General features: G+C 36.2%; 16 protein-coding genes and 1 riboswitch. Of the genes, 3 read left to right on the top strand and 13 right to left on the bottom strand.

What is annotated here, in order from left to right; all coding sequences use genetic code 11:
* Positions 1–317: 317 nt before the first annotated feature.
* Positions 318–491 carry a 30S ribosomal protein S21 gene (gene rpsU, locus ACQKN2_RS10955; RefSeq protein ID WP_004227078.1) on the bottom strand — a complete coding sequence of 58 codons (174 nt, stop codon included), beginning with the start codon at positions 489–491 and terminating at the stop codon, positions 318–320.
* Between the two features lie 252 nt (positions 492–743).
* Positions 744–886: riboswitch (cyclic di-AMP (ydaO/yuaA leader) on the top strand.
* 144 nt (positions 887–1,030) lie between these two features.
* Here rpsU and ACQKN2_RS10960 point away from each other — a divergent pair.
* Both ACQKN2_RS10960 and ACQKN2_RS10965 read left to right on the top strand, forming a co-directional pair.
* Positions 1,031–2,368: a TrkH family potassium uptake protein gene (locus tag ACQKN2_RS10960; RefSeq protein ID WP_427414995.1), complete on the top strand. Its 1,338-nt coding sequence runs from the start codon at positions 1,031–1,033 to the stop codon at positions 2,366–2,368.
* 24 nt (positions 2,369–2,392) lie between these two features.
* On the top strand, positions 2,393–3,049 hold the full coding sequence (locus tag ACQKN2_RS10965) for a potassium channel family protein (protein WP_427414996.1): 657 nt from the start codon (positions 2,393–2,395) through the stop codon (positions 3,047–3,049).
* Between the two features lie 57 nt (positions 3,050–3,106).
* Here ACQKN2_RS10965 and ACQKN2_RS10970 read toward each other — a convergent pair whose 3' ends face one another.
* The 4 genes from ACQKN2_RS10970 to ACQKN2_RS10985 form a co-directional block, all read right to left on the bottom strand.
* On the bottom strand, positions 3,107–3,676 hold the full coding sequence (locus ACQKN2_RS10970; RefSeq protein ID WP_427414997.1) for a manganese catalase family protein: 570 nt from the start codon (positions 3,674–3,676) through the stop codon (positions 3,107–3,109).
* Between the two features lie 208 nt (positions 3,677–3,884).
* Positions 3,885–4,148 carry a spore coat protein CotJB gene (locus ACQKN2_RS10975; RefSeq protein ID WP_427414998.1) on the bottom strand — a complete coding sequence of 88 codons (264 nt, stop codon included), beginning with the start codon at positions 4,146–4,148 and terminating at the stop codon, positions 3,885–3,887.
* A complete protein-coding gene (locus tag ACQKN2_RS10980) occupies positions 4,141–4,368 on the bottom strand; it encodes a spore coat associated protein CotJA (protein WP_427414999.1) in 228 nt (75 codons plus the stop codon). The genes ACQKN2_RS10975 and ACQKN2_RS10980 overlap by 8 nt, the downstream gene beginning before the upstream one ends.
* Before the next feature lie 301 nt (positions 4,369–4,669).
* The gene (locus ACQKN2_RS10985) at positions 4,670–5,155 is read right to left on the bottom strand and encodes a DedA family protein (protein WP_427415000.1); all 486 of its coding nucleotides are present in this window, start codon (positions 5,153–5,155) and stop codon (positions 4,670–4,672) included.
* A gap of 378 nt (positions 5,156–5,533) precedes the next feature.
* On the opposite strand from ACQKN2_RS10985, the gene ACQKN2_RS10990 reads away from it, so the two are divergent.
* Positions 5,534–5,695, top strand: coding sequence for a hypothetical protein (locus tag ACQKN2_RS10990; protein WP_427415001.1), 162 nt, complete (start codon positions 5,534–5,536; stop codon positions 5,693–5,695).
* Between the two features lie 63 nt (positions 5,696–5,758).
* Here the strand turns inward: ACQKN2_RS10990 and deoC are convergent, their stop codons facing one another.
* The 8 genes from deoC to ACQKN2_RS11030 all read right to left on the bottom strand — a co-directional run.
* Complete coding sequence (gene deoC / locus ACQKN2_RS10995) at positions 5,759–6,430, bottom strand: deoxyribose-phosphate aldolase (RefSeq protein WP_427415002.1); 672 nt, start codon at positions 6,428–6,430, stop codon at positions 5,759–5,761.
* A 253-nt stretch (positions 6,431–6,683) separates the two neighbouring features.
* Positions 6,684–7,877 carry a hypothetical protein gene (locus ACQKN2_RS11000; RefSeq protein WP_323647329.1) on the bottom strand — a complete coding sequence of 398 codons (1,194 nt, stop codon included), beginning with the start codon at positions 7,875–7,877 and terminating at the stop codon, positions 6,684–6,686.
* A 28-nt stretch (positions 7,878–7,905) separates the two neighbouring features.
* Positions 7,906–9,120: a M20 family metallopeptidase gene (locus ACQKN2_RS11005; RefSeq protein ID WP_427415065.1), complete on the bottom strand. Its 1,215-nt coding sequence runs from the start codon at positions 9,118–9,120 to the stop codon at positions 7,906–7,908.
* A gap of 176 nt (positions 9,121–9,296) precedes the next feature.
* Positions 9,297–10,595 carry a hypothetical protein gene (locus ACQKN2_RS11010; RefSeq protein WP_427415003.1) on the bottom strand — a complete coding sequence of 433 codons (1,299 nt, stop codon included), beginning with the start codon at positions 10,593–10,595 and terminating at the stop codon, positions 9,297–9,299.
* 270 nt (positions 10,596–10,865) lie between these two features.
* Entirely contained in the window at positions 10,866–12,215 is a 1,350-nt protein-coding gene (mtaB, locus tag ACQKN2_RS11015; RefSeq protein WP_427415004.1) for a tRNA (N(6)-L-threonylcarbamoyladenosine(37)-C(2))-methylthiotransferase MtaB, read from the bottom strand.
* Between the two features lie 627 nt (positions 12,216–12,842).
* Positions 12,843–13,631 carry a CsxC family protein gene (locus ACQKN2_RS11020; RefSeq protein ID WP_427415005.1) on the bottom strand — a complete coding sequence of 263 codons (789 nt, stop codon included), beginning with the start codon at positions 13,629–13,631 and terminating at the stop codon, positions 12,843–12,845.
* A gap of 227 nt (positions 13,632–13,858) precedes the next feature.
* Entirely contained in the window at positions 13,859–14,008 is a 150-nt protein-coding gene (locus ACQKN2_RS11025; protein WP_427415006.1) for a hypothetical protein, read from the bottom strand.
* 218 nt (positions 14,009–14,226) lie between these two features.
* Positions 14,227–15,771, bottom strand: a 1,545-nt coding sequence (locus tag ACQKN2_RS11030) for a BC_2427 family protein (protein WP_427415007.1), incomplete at its 5' end; no start/stop codon positions are given.

Raw genomic sequence — 15,771 nt, forward strand, 5'->3', positions numbered from 1 at the left:
TCTAACATGCTTCTCTCCTGTATATACGACTGACTATGCAAAAAGTTTCATAAATCTTAATAATTTTATTATATAGTGAATCATTAACTTAAGTGGCCTTACTAACCGTAAATAATTTATACAATAAGTATATAACATAAAAGCCGAATGAATCACAGGGATCACATTCGGCTTCTCCAATATGTACGTAAATTTGAGCTTAATGTAAAATACCTGAAATTAATCGACATGCGATTAATTTCAGGTATATTTTTGTCTGCTCAGTGAATCATACAATTGCGTGTTATGAACGTAGGGATTTTTAATGGGAAATTAAATTACCACTTACGTTTACGTGCAGCTTCTGATTTCTTTTTACGTTTTACGCTAGGTTTTTCGTAGAACTCGCGCTTTCTAACTTCTTGAATTGTACCACTTTTTGATACAGTACGTTTGAAGCGGCGAAGAGCATCTTCAAGCGATTCGTTTTTGCGAACGACAGTTTTTGACATCTCTCTTTCCCTCCCTCCGAACACACGTCAATACACAAATAGGCTAATAACCAACTGCTGTGTACTAAAGAATTATAACGTATTGTCTAAAAATGGTCAATAGAAAGTGTACGAATTAATCTGGTGAATTTTTTGTTTTAATTTCTTTAGGAATTTCCGGCTTACTTTTTGACCACAATAAATATAAATATTTCTTTCAAAAAATTTAGGGTTTACAAAAAATAGAATATGGGCGTAGAATAATCACATTCAATTGTATATCAGCCAAATCTCAATCATTTATGAGAACGGAGGACCCAGTATTTTGGGGTTAATTCTGCATTTGCAGGAGGAATGAGAAACTCTTTCGCCATTCTACCCGTCAGCTAACTTCGTCGGCTCAAGCGAAGGAGGTCATGTTAGACCACCATTATTAGTATGATTATTTTTCTGCCTAAATAATCTCGAAGCATACTAAAAATCAGTTGGTCTTTTTATTATGTCAATTTAACATTTTATAGGCGAATTCAAATTTTTTTCAAAACATTGAGGAGAATAAGATGAAAACAGTTAAAAATAAATTAAATCCTCCTAAAATACTTGTGCTGGGCTTTGCAACTATTATTCTGATTGGAGCGTTTTTGTTAACTTTACCTATTTCAACGGAGAATGGCGAGGGACTGTCATTCTTAAATGCCTTATTTACTGCTACTTCTGCAACGTGTGTAACAGGACTAGTCGTTGTAGATACTGGCGATACATTTTCTACATTTGGAGAACTAGTTATTTTATTTCTTATCCAAATTGGTGGATTAGGCTTTATGACGTTTGCAACATTAGTATTTTTACTATTAGGAAAAAAAATTTCCTTAAAAGAAAGACTTTTATTAAAAGAAGCCTTCAATAATATTACAATGGCTGGTCTTGTTAGACTGGTTAGAAGGATACTACTATTTACTGCCGTAATTGAATTAATAGGTGGTTTAATTTTATCTATCCGTTTTTCGTTCGATATGCCTGTAGGTAAAGCTATATATTTTGGCTTCTTTCATTCCATCTCGAATTTTAATAACGCTGGATTTGATTTAATGGGAGGCTTTAATGGGTTAACCGAATATGTAGACGACCCGTTTATCGTTTTAACTATTTGTGCTCTTATTACAATTGGTGGCTTAGGGTTTATCGTCATAAATGAACTATATGAATATCGAGATACGAAGCGCCTTTCCGTGCATTCAAAAATTGTATTAACTACAACGCTTATTTTAACAGTTGGATCGACGATTTTAATTTTCTTATTTGAATACGGAAATAGTAAAACCCTTGGACCTTTGACTGAATGGGGCAAAGTTCTTGGTTCATTATACCAAGCTGTTACCCCAAGGACTGCAGGCTCTAATACCCTTCCTATAGCAGACTTAACACAATCTACATTATTTTTAATTATCTTGCTGATGTTCATTGGGGCAGGTTCTGGTTCCACTGCTGGAGGAATAAAAATAACAACCTTCGCGCTTTTAGTTGCTACGATGTGGTCACAAATTAGAGGAAAAGAAGATGTTGTCCTCTTTAGACGTAGAATAGTTAACGAAACAATTTTAAAAGCTTTAACAGTAACAATGTGTGGAATGATGATTGTTATACTCGTCACGTTTGTCTTAAGTATAACCGAGCAAGGACATGATTTTATGATGTATTTATTTGAGGCCACCTCTGCTTTTGGTACAGTTGGACTATCGATGGGATTAACTCCAGAGCTATCACCTGGTGGTCGACTAGTCATCATACTTACAATGTTTGCAGGTAGATTAGGTCCATTAACAATTGCTTTTGCCATAGCAAAACGACGGAAATCTGAGGCATTCCGTCATCCTAAAGGAAATATTATGATTGGGTAATCACGATAAAGGAGAGTGAGTGCAATGACTATCAAACAATATGCTGTAATTGGCCTAGGTAGATTTGGAACAAGTATAGCTCGCAGATTACATGAGGCTGGGCAGGAAGTGTTAGGAATCGACATTAATGAGGAAAGAGTCGAAGATGCCGAACTATATGTTACACATGCAGTAGTCGCTGATTCGACAGAAGAAAAAGCTCTTACCGCTTTAGGAATAGGCAATTTCGATTATGTCATCGTGGCAATAGGCAATGATATGCAGTCGAGCATTTTAACCGTATCATTATTAAAAGAACTCGGAATCAAAAAAGTGATTGCAAAGGCTCTAGGAAAAAGACACGGGCAAGTTTTAGATAAAGTAGGAGCAGACTGGGTTATCTATCCTGAACGAGATATGGGAGAGCGAGTTGCCAATCAGCTTCTCTCACCCAATATGCTAAACTATATTGAATTATCAAAAGAATACAGTATAGAAGAAATTATGATTCCTTCAAAGATGGCTGGACAAAATCTTCGAGATTTAGATCTTCGTGCGAAGTATAATGTAAGTGTCATTGCCATTGTTCGAGAAGGAGACATTATCATTTCTCCCTCCCCTGAACAGATTATTGAAAAGGAAGATTTATTAGTAATGATTGGTCATCGGAAGGATCTTGCTTTATTTTCCAATATTGAATAGTAATCAAATAGGCTGTGTCAAAAGGAGTTTTCTTTTGAACCAGCCTATTCACCTCTTTTAATAGACCTTCTTGCTATCCCTATCATCTTTTAAAATCTCTACAGCCTCTCTGAAACGTAGAGAATGGACAATTTCTCGTTCACGTAAAAACTTCAAACTATCATTCAAATCAGTGTCATCCGATAAATCAATAATCCACTGATAAGTCGCTCGTGCTTTTTCTTCGGCTGCGATATCCTCATACAAATCAGCGATTGGATCCCCTTTAGCCTGAATATAAGTTGCCGTGAACGGTGATCCAGCTGCATTCTGATAAAATAATGCCCTGTCATGGTTGGCATAGTGTTCTCCAAGACCAGCTTCTTTGAGCATCTCTGGAGTAGCATCCTTCGTTAGTTTATAAATCATCGTAGCAATCATTTCTAAGTGCGAAAATTCCTCTGTTGCTATATCGGTTAACAATCCGACCACTTTGTCGGGAATCGTATACCGCTGATTCATATATCGAAGTGCTGCTGCTAATTCCCCGTCTGCACCACCATACTGCTCAATTAAATACTTAGCAAGCATAGGGTTACATGTACTCACCCTCACTGGATACTGGAGCTTCTTTTCATAATACCACAAAAAAAATTCCTCCTAATTACTTATAATCACTTATGCCTCGGCATAAGTGCGTCCAGAATCGGCTTTGTGATTGCAAAAAAAAACTAAACATCTGTAGCTGACGTTTCACTTTCGCTACCAAAACATGTGTAGCTGACGTTTCACTTTCGCTACCAAAACATGTGTAGCTGACGTTTCACTTTCGCCACTAAAATATTTGATAAAAAAGTTAGACTTGCCATGGCCAAGGTGTATCTATCCAAGTAAAAGAATAATTTGAATAACTTCTCCCAAAATTCATAAGTGGACCAAATTTCTGTTCAAATTCAACCTTAAATCGCATACTGATTTCAGTGTTTTCGTTAAATTGCTGAATAGCATCAAAATCGTGAGGATGAGTATCTAAATATAGATTTAATTCCACTATGACAAAATCAATGGCTTGGATTTCTTCAAGTAGCTTATAAAATTCGGGTGGCATCTCTTTACTCATTCTTCACCTCTCCTTTTTGGGGATTTGGATAGGGGCTAAATAATTGAGGCCATAACGTGCCCGATCTGAGAGCATCTCTAGGAGTTGGATATTGCGGTAGCCCAGGCGATTGAAAACCCATATATAATTGAGGCGGTGTAGAAAAACTTTTAACCCTTATAGGTGGACATGGATCGTATTGGCTAATAAAAGGCTTCCAGTATTTATATTGCGAAAACATTGTATCCTCCCTTCTATAATCCATTTCATCAGTGGAGTATATGAGGTAGATAAAATTATTATTCTGACTAGAGTTGCTGCTATCTGATGAAAAATCACCTAACCAGAGTGCCAATAAACTTGTTTCCGAATGAGTTGTAAAAGCTCATTACTTAGACGATTGTATTTCGTAGGGAATAACTCCTGCACTAAGCATCTATCGTATACATAAAACAGCTCGCATTTCGAAAAACGCGAGCTGTATTTCTATTAAGCATTTTAGTTCCATTCAAGCTTTATATAAAAAGTGCATTGTAATATCCTTATAAAGTTATACCAAGAAAATATCCTATAGAAATAAAAATAATTACCCATACCATAGCCCCAAAACAAGCAAAAGCCAGATAAGTACTAAATTTCATTTGTGTTATTCCGGACATGTAACTTGTAACATGTCTAATACCCGGAACAAAATATCCGATAATTATTGTCCACGGTCCAAAACGATGAAACCACCGTTCAACTTTAGTAAACCGCCTATTATTGAGTCCAAACCACTTTCCATATTTTAATATTAATGGTTTCCCTAATTTATTTCCAATTGCATAGCTAAATACCATACCAATGGATGCGCCTAAAAAGCTTAAGATAATACTCAATAGAAAGTTTAAATGTCCCTCATGACACAAAAATCCCACAAATGTCATTAAGATCTCATCGGGAATGGGTAAGCCAATTATTCCTAAAGATAAGATTAAAAATATAGCTAGATATCCATATTGACTTATAAAACTGCTTATGAATTCCACGAATAGTTTCTCCTTTTTTAATACAAATCGTTACCTATATCATCAAACATCATATATTCCCCCATTTTTTCACTTAAAACACTGGAAGGATTATTAAAAACCGAGAGGCAATTAAGATTAAATAATAGTAGTTGATCGACCTGTTAATTCTACACATTCAATCTTAAATACCCTATGTTATCGATGTTACTAAGTTATGTAAGAATTCAGTGCATAACTATACAAAGTTCTTGTAAAATGATCCAATCATCAAGATTTTTATAGTTATAAAATTCTTGTTGATAACCCATAAAAATGATAATATTCCTCTCTGTACATTTTTACAAGTACTCTTCATAATACATCATCTACTATGAGTTAAAAAGAGGAGGATTGTGGATGAAACAACTACAATCAATCAATAGGTTAAATTTTGATAATAACCATATAAATATTAAGGGAATTTTCCAACTTGCACAAATTGGAATTTCAATCATTTCAGGAAATGAATATTTTCCATTATTAGACTACCAGAAAAGGCATTTATCAAATTCCCAATGAAAATGGGGCTAGTTCATAAAGAACAGCCCCGTAACACTTACTATATAAAGATTTTCATTACTATTAATAATTAGAATCTGCAATTAATCCGTTCATAATAGCAACACCAGAGCTTGCTCCAATACGAGTGGCTCCAGCCTCAACCATCTTTTTCATATCCTCTAAGCTTCGTACACCGCCAGAAGCTTTTACACCTAAATCTGGGCCTACTGTTTTACGCATTAAGGCAATATCTTCTGCTGTTGCGCCTCCTGTAGAAAAACCTGTTGATGTTTTCACATAGTCAGTACCTGCTGCCACAGCTAGCTCACATACTTTTACTTTTTCTTCATCAGTTAGAAGGCAAGATTCAATAATTACTTTTACAAGTGCGCTACCTTTTGCCGCTTCAACAACTGCAGCAATATCCGCTTGCACAAGGTCATAGTTTTTATCCTTTAATGCACCAATATTGATAACCATGTCTACCTCTTTTGCACCGTTAGCAATCGCATCTTTCGCTTCGAACGCTTTAACAGCTGGCGTGTTAGCACCTAGAGGGAAGCCAATTACAGTACAAACTAAAACTTCCGAGCCTTGTAAAAGCTCGCTGCTATATTTCACCCAAGTTGGATTTACACAAACAGAAGCGAAGTTAAATTGTTTTGCCTCTGCACATAGTTTTTCGATTTGCTCTTTTGTAGCTTCAGCCTTTAATAATGTGTGATCAATCATTCGTGCGAAATTTTGTTCCATTTTTATTAGACTCTCCTTCTATCAACAAGTTGTACGTACCTCTCTGGAATCATAACATTTTTTAACGTTTCCGTCTAATTTTGAATAAAATTAGATGAATTCTAATTATTTTTGAAACCAGTAAACTTGTATCTAATGATAATGGAAAATCAACTATAGTTGCAATTATTTACAATCTGTTTGCGTATGCTCACAAATTGGCCGAGATATAAACAGTTATTTCTAACTAAACGTTTACATTAATATAACGTGTCTACAATGTTTTGATTAAGATACTAGCAATAACGACTGATCCAATTGTTACAGTTGTAAATCCACCTATTAACATTGGCGTTAATATTTCATTTAATATTTTTTCTTCTTCGTCTTTATTTCTACCTACACTTCGACTAATTTCCTCACAAACAAGATAATCACCCGGGAACCCCACTGTAGCTGTTAGTGCTACTGGAAGACCTTTTAAAGGATCCCATTTAAATAGTTTTGATCCCAAAAATCCCCCTATCAAAATACCGAAAACTCCAACAATCATGACTAGAAAAGTTTCTGGAAGTCGATTAATAAACATACTAAATGTTATGTCATTCATTGTGGCAATAATCAAAAACACGAGTCCAGCCATCCCAACTGTAAAGGCATTAGCACGCTCCATGGCACGGTCTGGATACAAACCAATTAATCTTCCACCAATACCAAGCGCCAAAGCCCACAAACTATACGGAATGCCAGTTAATCGATCTAAAGCCATAGCAATAGCACCACCGACAAATAGTAAGAAAAGAAGAATCAGATTTGTTTGATATTTCTCCGGAATCCACGTCCTATTTCGTACCTCTACTTTTTCCTCATCGATAACATCTTCTACCCTCACATCTAATGTGGCAGCTACATACGTTCCGGAATCTATCGTATTCCTAAACTTTAATGCATATCGACGTAACAAATTTGCTGAAAGTGGCATACCAATAAGTGATTGTAATGATAATATTAAAGCTGAAATTGTCACAAGGCTCGTCAAGCCCATCTCTTTTAGCCCCTGCGAGGTTACAAGAAAAGCAATTACTCCACCCGTTAATGGACCTGTTCCTGCAACAGCTGTTTCATAGTCAAACAGCATTGGAATCAAGAGAAGGATTAAACCAGCACCAACAATAATACCCATCAAAGAAATAGCTACTGCCTTCCATTGACTGCGAATAGTATTAAGAGGTATTAGCGTTCCCATATGAATGATTATCGGAGCAGTTCCTAATACAACACCAATTTCAATAAATTTAGAATCACCGATAAGACTCTTCGGTATAATTCCTGTCCAAATTAACACAAGATAACCAACTATAGCGACTAGAAACATAGAAACCCTAGCCCTTGTAAAAATAGAAATAATTTCTCCCAATGCGACTAGCGAGAAGATAATCATAGTTGCAATAACAGGTTCATGTATCATTTTTCCATCCCCTTTGTTTATCTATTTTTCAATGAAAGTAGATTGATTTTTCATTCATCTTTTTAGTACTCTCTATCCCTAATAATTTAAAAGATGATTGAACAAACAGTTCCACACCAATCTCTAGTGCATCTTCATCAAAGGTAAAGCGTGGATGATGGTGCGGATGAATAATCCCCTTATTTTGATTTCCTGCACCAACAAAGATGAAGCAACCTGGTCGTTCATCTGAAAATGCTGAAAAATCTTCACCGCTCATCAATGCGGGTAGTCTTAGTAAATGATCCTTTCCCCATACCTCATCTATCGTTTCTTCTATCAACTCTCTTACCCTATCGTTATTGATTACTGAACTGTAGCCAAAATGATAATCAACCTCAAATGACGCATTATGTGCTTCTGTAACTCCCTTAGCGACTTTTTTTATTAAACATGGAACTTGTTGACGGATGTCAGGATTAAGGCTTCGCACCGATCCGCCAATAATTGCAGTATCAGGAATGACATTGTAAGCACTTCCGCTATGAAACTTCGTTACAGATACTACTAATTTTTCAAGTGGATTAAGATTTCTTGAGACAATATGTTGCAGATTGTTAATTACTTGTGCCCCAATTGCAATTGGATCAACCGTTAAATGAGGTTCTGAAGAATGACCTCCTCTTCCTTTAATTTTTAAATCAAAGGTATCGCTTCCTGATGTAGCTGGCCCATCACAAATCCCAATTTTACCAATCTCAACAGTGGACGCAAGATGAATTCCGATTACTTCATCCACCCCCTCTAACACACCTACTTTTACCATTTCTTGTGCGCCGCCTGGGAATAACTCTTCAGCATGTTGAAATAAAAAGCGTACCTCCCCCTCAATTAGATCTTTTAACTGTGTAAGAATCTTTGCTGCACCGAGTAGCATAGCTGTATGCCCGTCATGTCCACAAGCATGCATCACGCCTGGATGCTTTGATACAAAGTCAAAGTCGTTTTCTTCTTCAATTGGAAGCGCATCCATATCTGCCCGTAGTGCAATAACTTTTCCTGGTTTTGAACCAATTAAACGGGCCATAACACTTGTTTTAGTTGGACGTGAAATTTCCAAATCTCCAAAAGTCCGTAAAGTTTCATAAACAAATTGTGCTGTTTTATCTTCGTGAAAAGATAATTCTGGATATTTATGTAAATACCTTCGCCATTCAATTACCTCATCTTTAGCAATTCCAACTAATTCTTGAATCAACATCATTAAAGTCACACTTCGCAGCCCCTTTTCAATTTTCCTTTTAAGGAATATTTAAAGAAAAAATTCCTTAAATGCAGTATAAGAGTTTAATTATTTAATTTCAAGACTTTTCTGAAAAATACAAATTAAATTTTCGGTATACTAAAATAGAACAAAATAAAAAGCACCCCAATAGGTGCTTATAACAATCGATAAATTTTAGTTGGTCTTCCACGAGTAGCATACGTCTCCTGACCAACGCATTGTGCCAAATCAACTTTGCACATATCTGTAACAATACGTCTGACATTACGCTCTGTCATCTCAAGGTGTGTCGCTAAGTCCTTTGTTGTAAAATCCGTCCACCCCATCTTTTGTATGAGAGCTACTATTTTTTTATATGTTTTCACACTAATGTTACCTTTTTTTAACTTTTCAATAAGGATTTCATTTTGTGTTCGGCTTGAATAATGAAGTTCCCCTTGTTTTCCTGGAGACTCTACGATTAGTCCATCCTCTTGAACAATGACAATTTCTCGTTTCTTCATCGCTTTTGAATGCTGAATAGCACGAAAAGCATTAATTTCTGCCGAATAAGCTGTTTCTCCAAATCCAATACCGACCGCAACAGTAGTATCTGCTTCAAACGCTAATCTTTGAACAGTTTCTTCAAGTGTCATGATTTCTCTTTCAATAGCACCACGGGAACTAAAAATCATATATCTTCCGTTTCCTTTGTCAGAAAAAGAGCCATTTATTTTCTCACCAAGTTGAATTAACATTTCTTTTAGTCGAAGTTCTAAATACTGTAGATTATAAGGTGTTTTCATTTCCTCCGCTACTTTGTTAAAATATTCAACTTCAATAATTTCTACGCCTATTTGAGTATCTTTAAAATAAGAGGTCTTGACCTTTTCTGAAAGAACTCGAAGTGATTGTCGTATTTCCATCGTACTCATTGACATTTTGTATGCTGGGATTCCCTGTTCTCTTAGTGCCTCACACACAGATGGAAAACAGGTTAGAGCACCTTCTGTCTTTCCCTCACTCCATAAGTTCAAGTGAAAATTTAATAATTCATTTGTATCTACATCTAACTCAAACATTTTCGTATAAATTTTCGGGATATTCATCGTTAACTGCGACATAGCTTCTTTACTAATATTATTTGCAGTCATCGTATCAATACTTAGCTTCTCAATAATTTGACCCTGATCATAGACCATCTCTAAGAAGGCTTTATAAAGACCTGATTCTGTAGCAGGAACATGCACCATTATTTTATCTGTACCTAATTTTCTTTTGGCAATTTCATATGGAAGTGGCCCAGAAAAAAACCAAGCATGCATATGAAAATTGTGTTCCTCAATAATATTCTCTACTTCTTCAATTTCAACATAGGGAAGGGATATAAATTCTAACTCATATTTATATTCATCTGCTAAGTCTACTATTTGCTCGACAGAAGTTTTTAGTCCAACTAATCCAATTTTGTACATGCTGTTTACCAACTTCCTTTATCAGCCGAGATAAGTTCAAGTTCAAATCAATTACGCCTCGGCATAATTGCGTCCGGAGGCTTTAGCTTCTTTCAACGGGTGTTTTGACACCCGCTGAAAGAAGTTAAATAAACCTTTTAGTAATCTAATTACACTTATATTCTATTTTAGCATGATATTTGTAGGAAAAATACGTAATAACTTTAATCAAAATAGAACAAAACACCGTTCAAAGTTTGAACGGTGTTTCTATTGATAGGTACTCTATTGTTATTTTACAGTTTTTAATACACGAACAAATTGTCCTTTAGAATGAGGATATCCTGCTTGCGTAATTTTCACTTTCACAAGCTGACCGATTAGGCTTTCAGGACCTTCAAAGACTACTTTTAAGTAATTATCAGTATACCCTGTTAAAAGCCCTGCCTCATCGCTTCCATCATGCACGAATTCTTCAGGGATTACCTCTAGCACTTGATTTTCAAAGCGAGAAGCATATTCCTTCGCTAATTGATCATTTAAAGCGATTAAACGGTGAACACGTTCGTTTTTAATGTTCTCGTCAATTTGGTCCTCCATACGCGCGGCTGGTGTACCTGTACGTGGAGAGAATGGGAATACGTGTAATTCAGAAAACTTATGATCACGAATAAAGTTATATGTTTCCATGAACTCTTCCTCAGTTTCTCCTGGGAAACCTACGATTACGTCAGAAGTGACAGCCAAGTCTGGTAAAGCTTCATGTAGTTTTGTTAAGCGTTCACCGAAGAACTCCATTGTATACTTACGACGCATACGTTTTAAAACTGTATCAGAGCCTGATTGGATTGGAATGTGTAAGTGGTTAACAACGATTTTTGATTCACGTAAAACTTCAATCACTTCATCTGTTAATTGACTTGCCTCAATTGAAGAAATACGAAGACGTTTTAAGCCTTTCACATTTGCCTCTAAATCACGTAGTAGCTGGGCTAAATTGTAATCTTTCAAGTCTTGTCCATAGCCACCTGTATGAATACCCGTTAGAACAATTTCAAGATACCCCGCATCCACTAGTTGTTGGGCTTGGCTCAATACTTCTTGAGGATCTCGAGAGCGCATTAACCCACGTGCCCATGGAATAATACAAAACGTACAGAAGTTATTACAGCCTTCTTGTATTTTTAACGATGCGCGTGTACGGTCTGTAAATGCAGGCACGTCTAATTCCTCATACACACGATTTTTCATAATGTTGCGTACAGCATTAATTGGTTGGCGTTCAGTAAGATATTGGTCTATGTAGCCAAGTAATTTTGTACGGTCTTGTGTTCCTACAACAATGTCAACACCAGGAATCGCCATAATTTCAGCTGGAGATGTTTGAGCGTAACATCCTGTAACACAAATGACAGCGTCTGGATTTTGACGAATAGCTCGTCGGATAACTTGACGTGATTTTTTATCCCCTGTATTTGTTACTGTACATGTATTAATGACATAGACGTCTGCTTGACGATCAAACTCCGTACGATCATAGCCTTCTTCTTTAAATAACTGCCAAATTGCTTCTGTTTCATAATGATTTACTTTACAACCTAGAGTATGGAAACTCACGATTTTCGGTCGCTCGTTACTCATAATATATATCATCCTTTCAAGAGTACACTACAATAAATTAAATTATCAACGTGTCTTATAATAGCACAAATAAATATAATGAGCCTAGCTTTTTGGCTAGTCTTATTTTTTTGCATAATAAAACAGGCACCATAATATTGAGTACCTGCTTGTTATTAGCTGTTCCACTAAAACCAAAAACGGCCATTTTATCATTCTTGCTCCATTTATAGCAATTATACCTCGGCATGTTTGCGTCTGGCATCTGCTTTGTGCTTAGGACTGATGAGGGATTTTGGGCCAACGTGGGTGCTATTAAAATATGTAGAGTCAATTGCTATGAACATATCTTAATGAATAAATCGTTTTTTAATTGCACTTTCTGTAGATGTAATTTGATCAAAATATTTTTTATTAACTGTTAAAAAAACCTTCGCGACCCCCTAGCTCCTCCCAATACCCCTTGGAAGAAATCTATTCCGTTAGTTATTAAATTGCAAAAAGGCAGTTAAAAATTAGATTCAACTGCCTACTCAAATGTAGGATTTTTATCAGTGCCCATTAAATATTACATGTGTATTTTCAGTTTACATTTTTTTGCAAAGAAATGCTTTTTTATTTGTTTTGCTCCTCTAAAAACTAGAGTTACTATTGACTCATAGGAGGAGTAAGCCCAAAAAGATTAGGAGTTATTACATTAGTACCCGATCCAAGGCGGATTTGTTGAACTTGCAGTACTTTTACAGTAAGCTCTAGCACAATTTTTTCACGTAATGTGCTGAAAGTACCTTCTGGTGCTGCCATAATTGGTGAAAAATCAAGTTCAAAGAAGTTTGCAGCTACTAATTCACCAAATGGTTGTTCATTGTATTTAACGAGATTTTGGAAGAAAGCCTTATCCAATCGAGCATCCATTTGCGTTTTATCATTAAGGAAGTTCGCTTCAGCAAACTCGGATATTCCTAAAATCGGTGTAGGACCTCCAGGTGTTTGTGGGAAATGAAGGTCTGTAAAACCCGAAAACTGAACATCAGCAATTCTATCTCTAAGTGCCCCATTACATGCTGATGAAGCATATTCTATATTTTTGCGAATATGTCCCGCTACAAATAATTTTGCTCTTGTCACCTTAAAAAAGTCAGTGCCATCAATACGTATAAAAGCAACTGGTACCAGTTTCACTTGATTTAGGAATACATTTTTTTTCACTCTTTTGATTTCAGTGGCTGCAGGAGTAAGAGTAATATCTGACTCCACAACTATTTGAAGTGTTGGTTCTGAAAGTACAACTGGAACTTTAATAGTTGGAGTCACAAGCGGTGAAGCAACTACTGGAGTAGTCTCACTATTTAATGGCATTTGTTCAGTTGATGCTACTGGACAAGGTTCCTTATGACCGCCATGACTAACTAATTGATTATCTAATTGTTCACTCAAAAAAATCCCTCTTTTCATTTTTTTTAACTTTCATATCGCTAGAATATGTAGCCATTTAACCTATACATGGACGTATATACTAGTTTTTATGTTTTTTGTGCGAAAGCGTAGTGGCTAACGCAGTGACAGCAACAGATGTTTTTCCGCGAAAGAGAAGCGTCAGCGGCAGATGTTTTTTGTGCGAAAGCACAGTGCTAACGTAGCGACAGCAACATGTTGTTGGTCACTCAGTCGTGTGTTGTTGCTGTTGTTGTTGTTGCTGTCGCTTCGCTTTCGCACAGATAAATTGCTACAGGACGTGGCGTTCTTATACTGAGTTCTTCTATTTCAGCGGATGTTTGTACACCCGCTGAAAAGTAACTTAAACTCGCATTCATCACACCACCTATAGAGAGAATTCTGTACCTGTCGCTTCGCTTGCGGTACAAAAGACATTTGTAACTGCCGTTTCACTTACGTTACAAACACTTGTAGCTGACGCTTTGCTTTTGCAGCTTAAAACAGCTGTACAAGTCGTTACACTTCCAAAACAAAAACTTTGCTAAAAAGGTGAAAAAAGGGATTTTTAGGGAAATGGATTAGTTTCAAGTATCCTCTAGATCCTTGGCACTCGAATTTTCTGTGCTTGTAGCATATGAATGATTAATTCTAATACTATGTTCTGACACATCTGATTTGAATGATTAAATGACTCATTTTGTGCAGGTACTGCATTCCCAGTGTGAGGTGCAGTATACTCAATACTCTGATGAATATAACCTTCAATATATAATTTCCCCTTCAATGCCGAACATGTCCCATTACCTAATGATTGAGAAAACTTAGGAACAAATCTGCAATCGGTTAATACTACCTCATTCGAGATATCTTTAACTCCCATAATTCCTTTTTCAAACACGATATTCTCTTCAAGGCATATTTCTATTTTATATTCCCCTACTACAACTGGAGCTCTAATGTGTATAAAGTCATCGGAACTGTAAGAGTGATTATTCGTTTCTCTTTGTTTAATTGATCGTTTGTTATGTAAGGGAATTCCAACTGATTTAGATGGATAACTCTTCTGATTATTCTTATCATAAGTATTAGTTCTCTTTAAAAATATAATTTCATTAAATTTCGAGCGGACCAAACGACATTCAGGCAGTTCAGGATAATCTGTTGTAGTATTAAATAACTTCGTTTCAAATTGAGGAGTAAGATGGTTGTCTAGATCAAGAAAATCAAATGTATTTTTAACAATCTCACCACATATAGGAGCATGAAGAAAATCATCAATTTCCACGTGAGTAGAAATTAGAATTTTTTTCGTTATAGAACATACTGTTCCTTGCACTGAACCAGATGATGCACTTTCATGACCTGTAGAATTGGTTTTCTCCAACTCTTTTGTATCAATAGGACTCATAATTTTATCATTTCCGTTGTATTTAGAAGGACTTAAAAATTCACGATTAGAGTCTAGTTGAGATGCAAAATCCTGTTCTTCCACAAGATTGGTTCCTTCTACCTCGTCTATATCAAGCGGGTCATTCATTTCATCCTCAACATCAATTTCAGATGGGATAAGTAGCTCACAATTGGAACCTAGATGCGCTGCAAGCTCCTGTTCCTCTACAGGATTGATCTCTTCATCTTCTGTATCACAGAGATTATTCATCCCTTTCTCTACATAAGTTTCGGAATTAATGAGTAGTTCACGATTAGGATCTAGATGAGCTGTAGAATCCTGTTCTTCTACAGGATCGGTTTCATCCGCCTCTTCTATATCAAGGAGATTATTCTTTTCATCCTCAATATCAATTTCAGATGGGATAAGTAGCCCACAGTCGGAGTCTAGATGCGCTACAAGCCCCTGTTCCTCTACAAAATTAGTTTCATCCGCCTCTTCTATATCAAGGAGATTATTCTTTTCATTCTCAACATCAATTTCAGAATGGATCAGTAGCCCACAATCGGAGTCTAAATGCGCTACGAGTTCCTGTTCCTCTACAGAAATGGTTTCATCCGCCGCTTCTTTATCAAGGAGATTATTCTTTTCATCCTCAACATCAATTTCAGAATGGATCAGTAGCCCACAATCGGAGTCTAAATGCGCTACGAGTTCCTGTTCCTCTACAGAAATGGTTTCATCCGCCGC

The organism is Lysinibacillus sp. NPDC093688 (assembly GCF_050280145.1).
Classification (GTDB): Bacteria; Bacillota; Bacilli; order Bacillales_A; family Planococcaceae; genus Lysinibacillus; species Lysinibacillus xylanilyticus_B.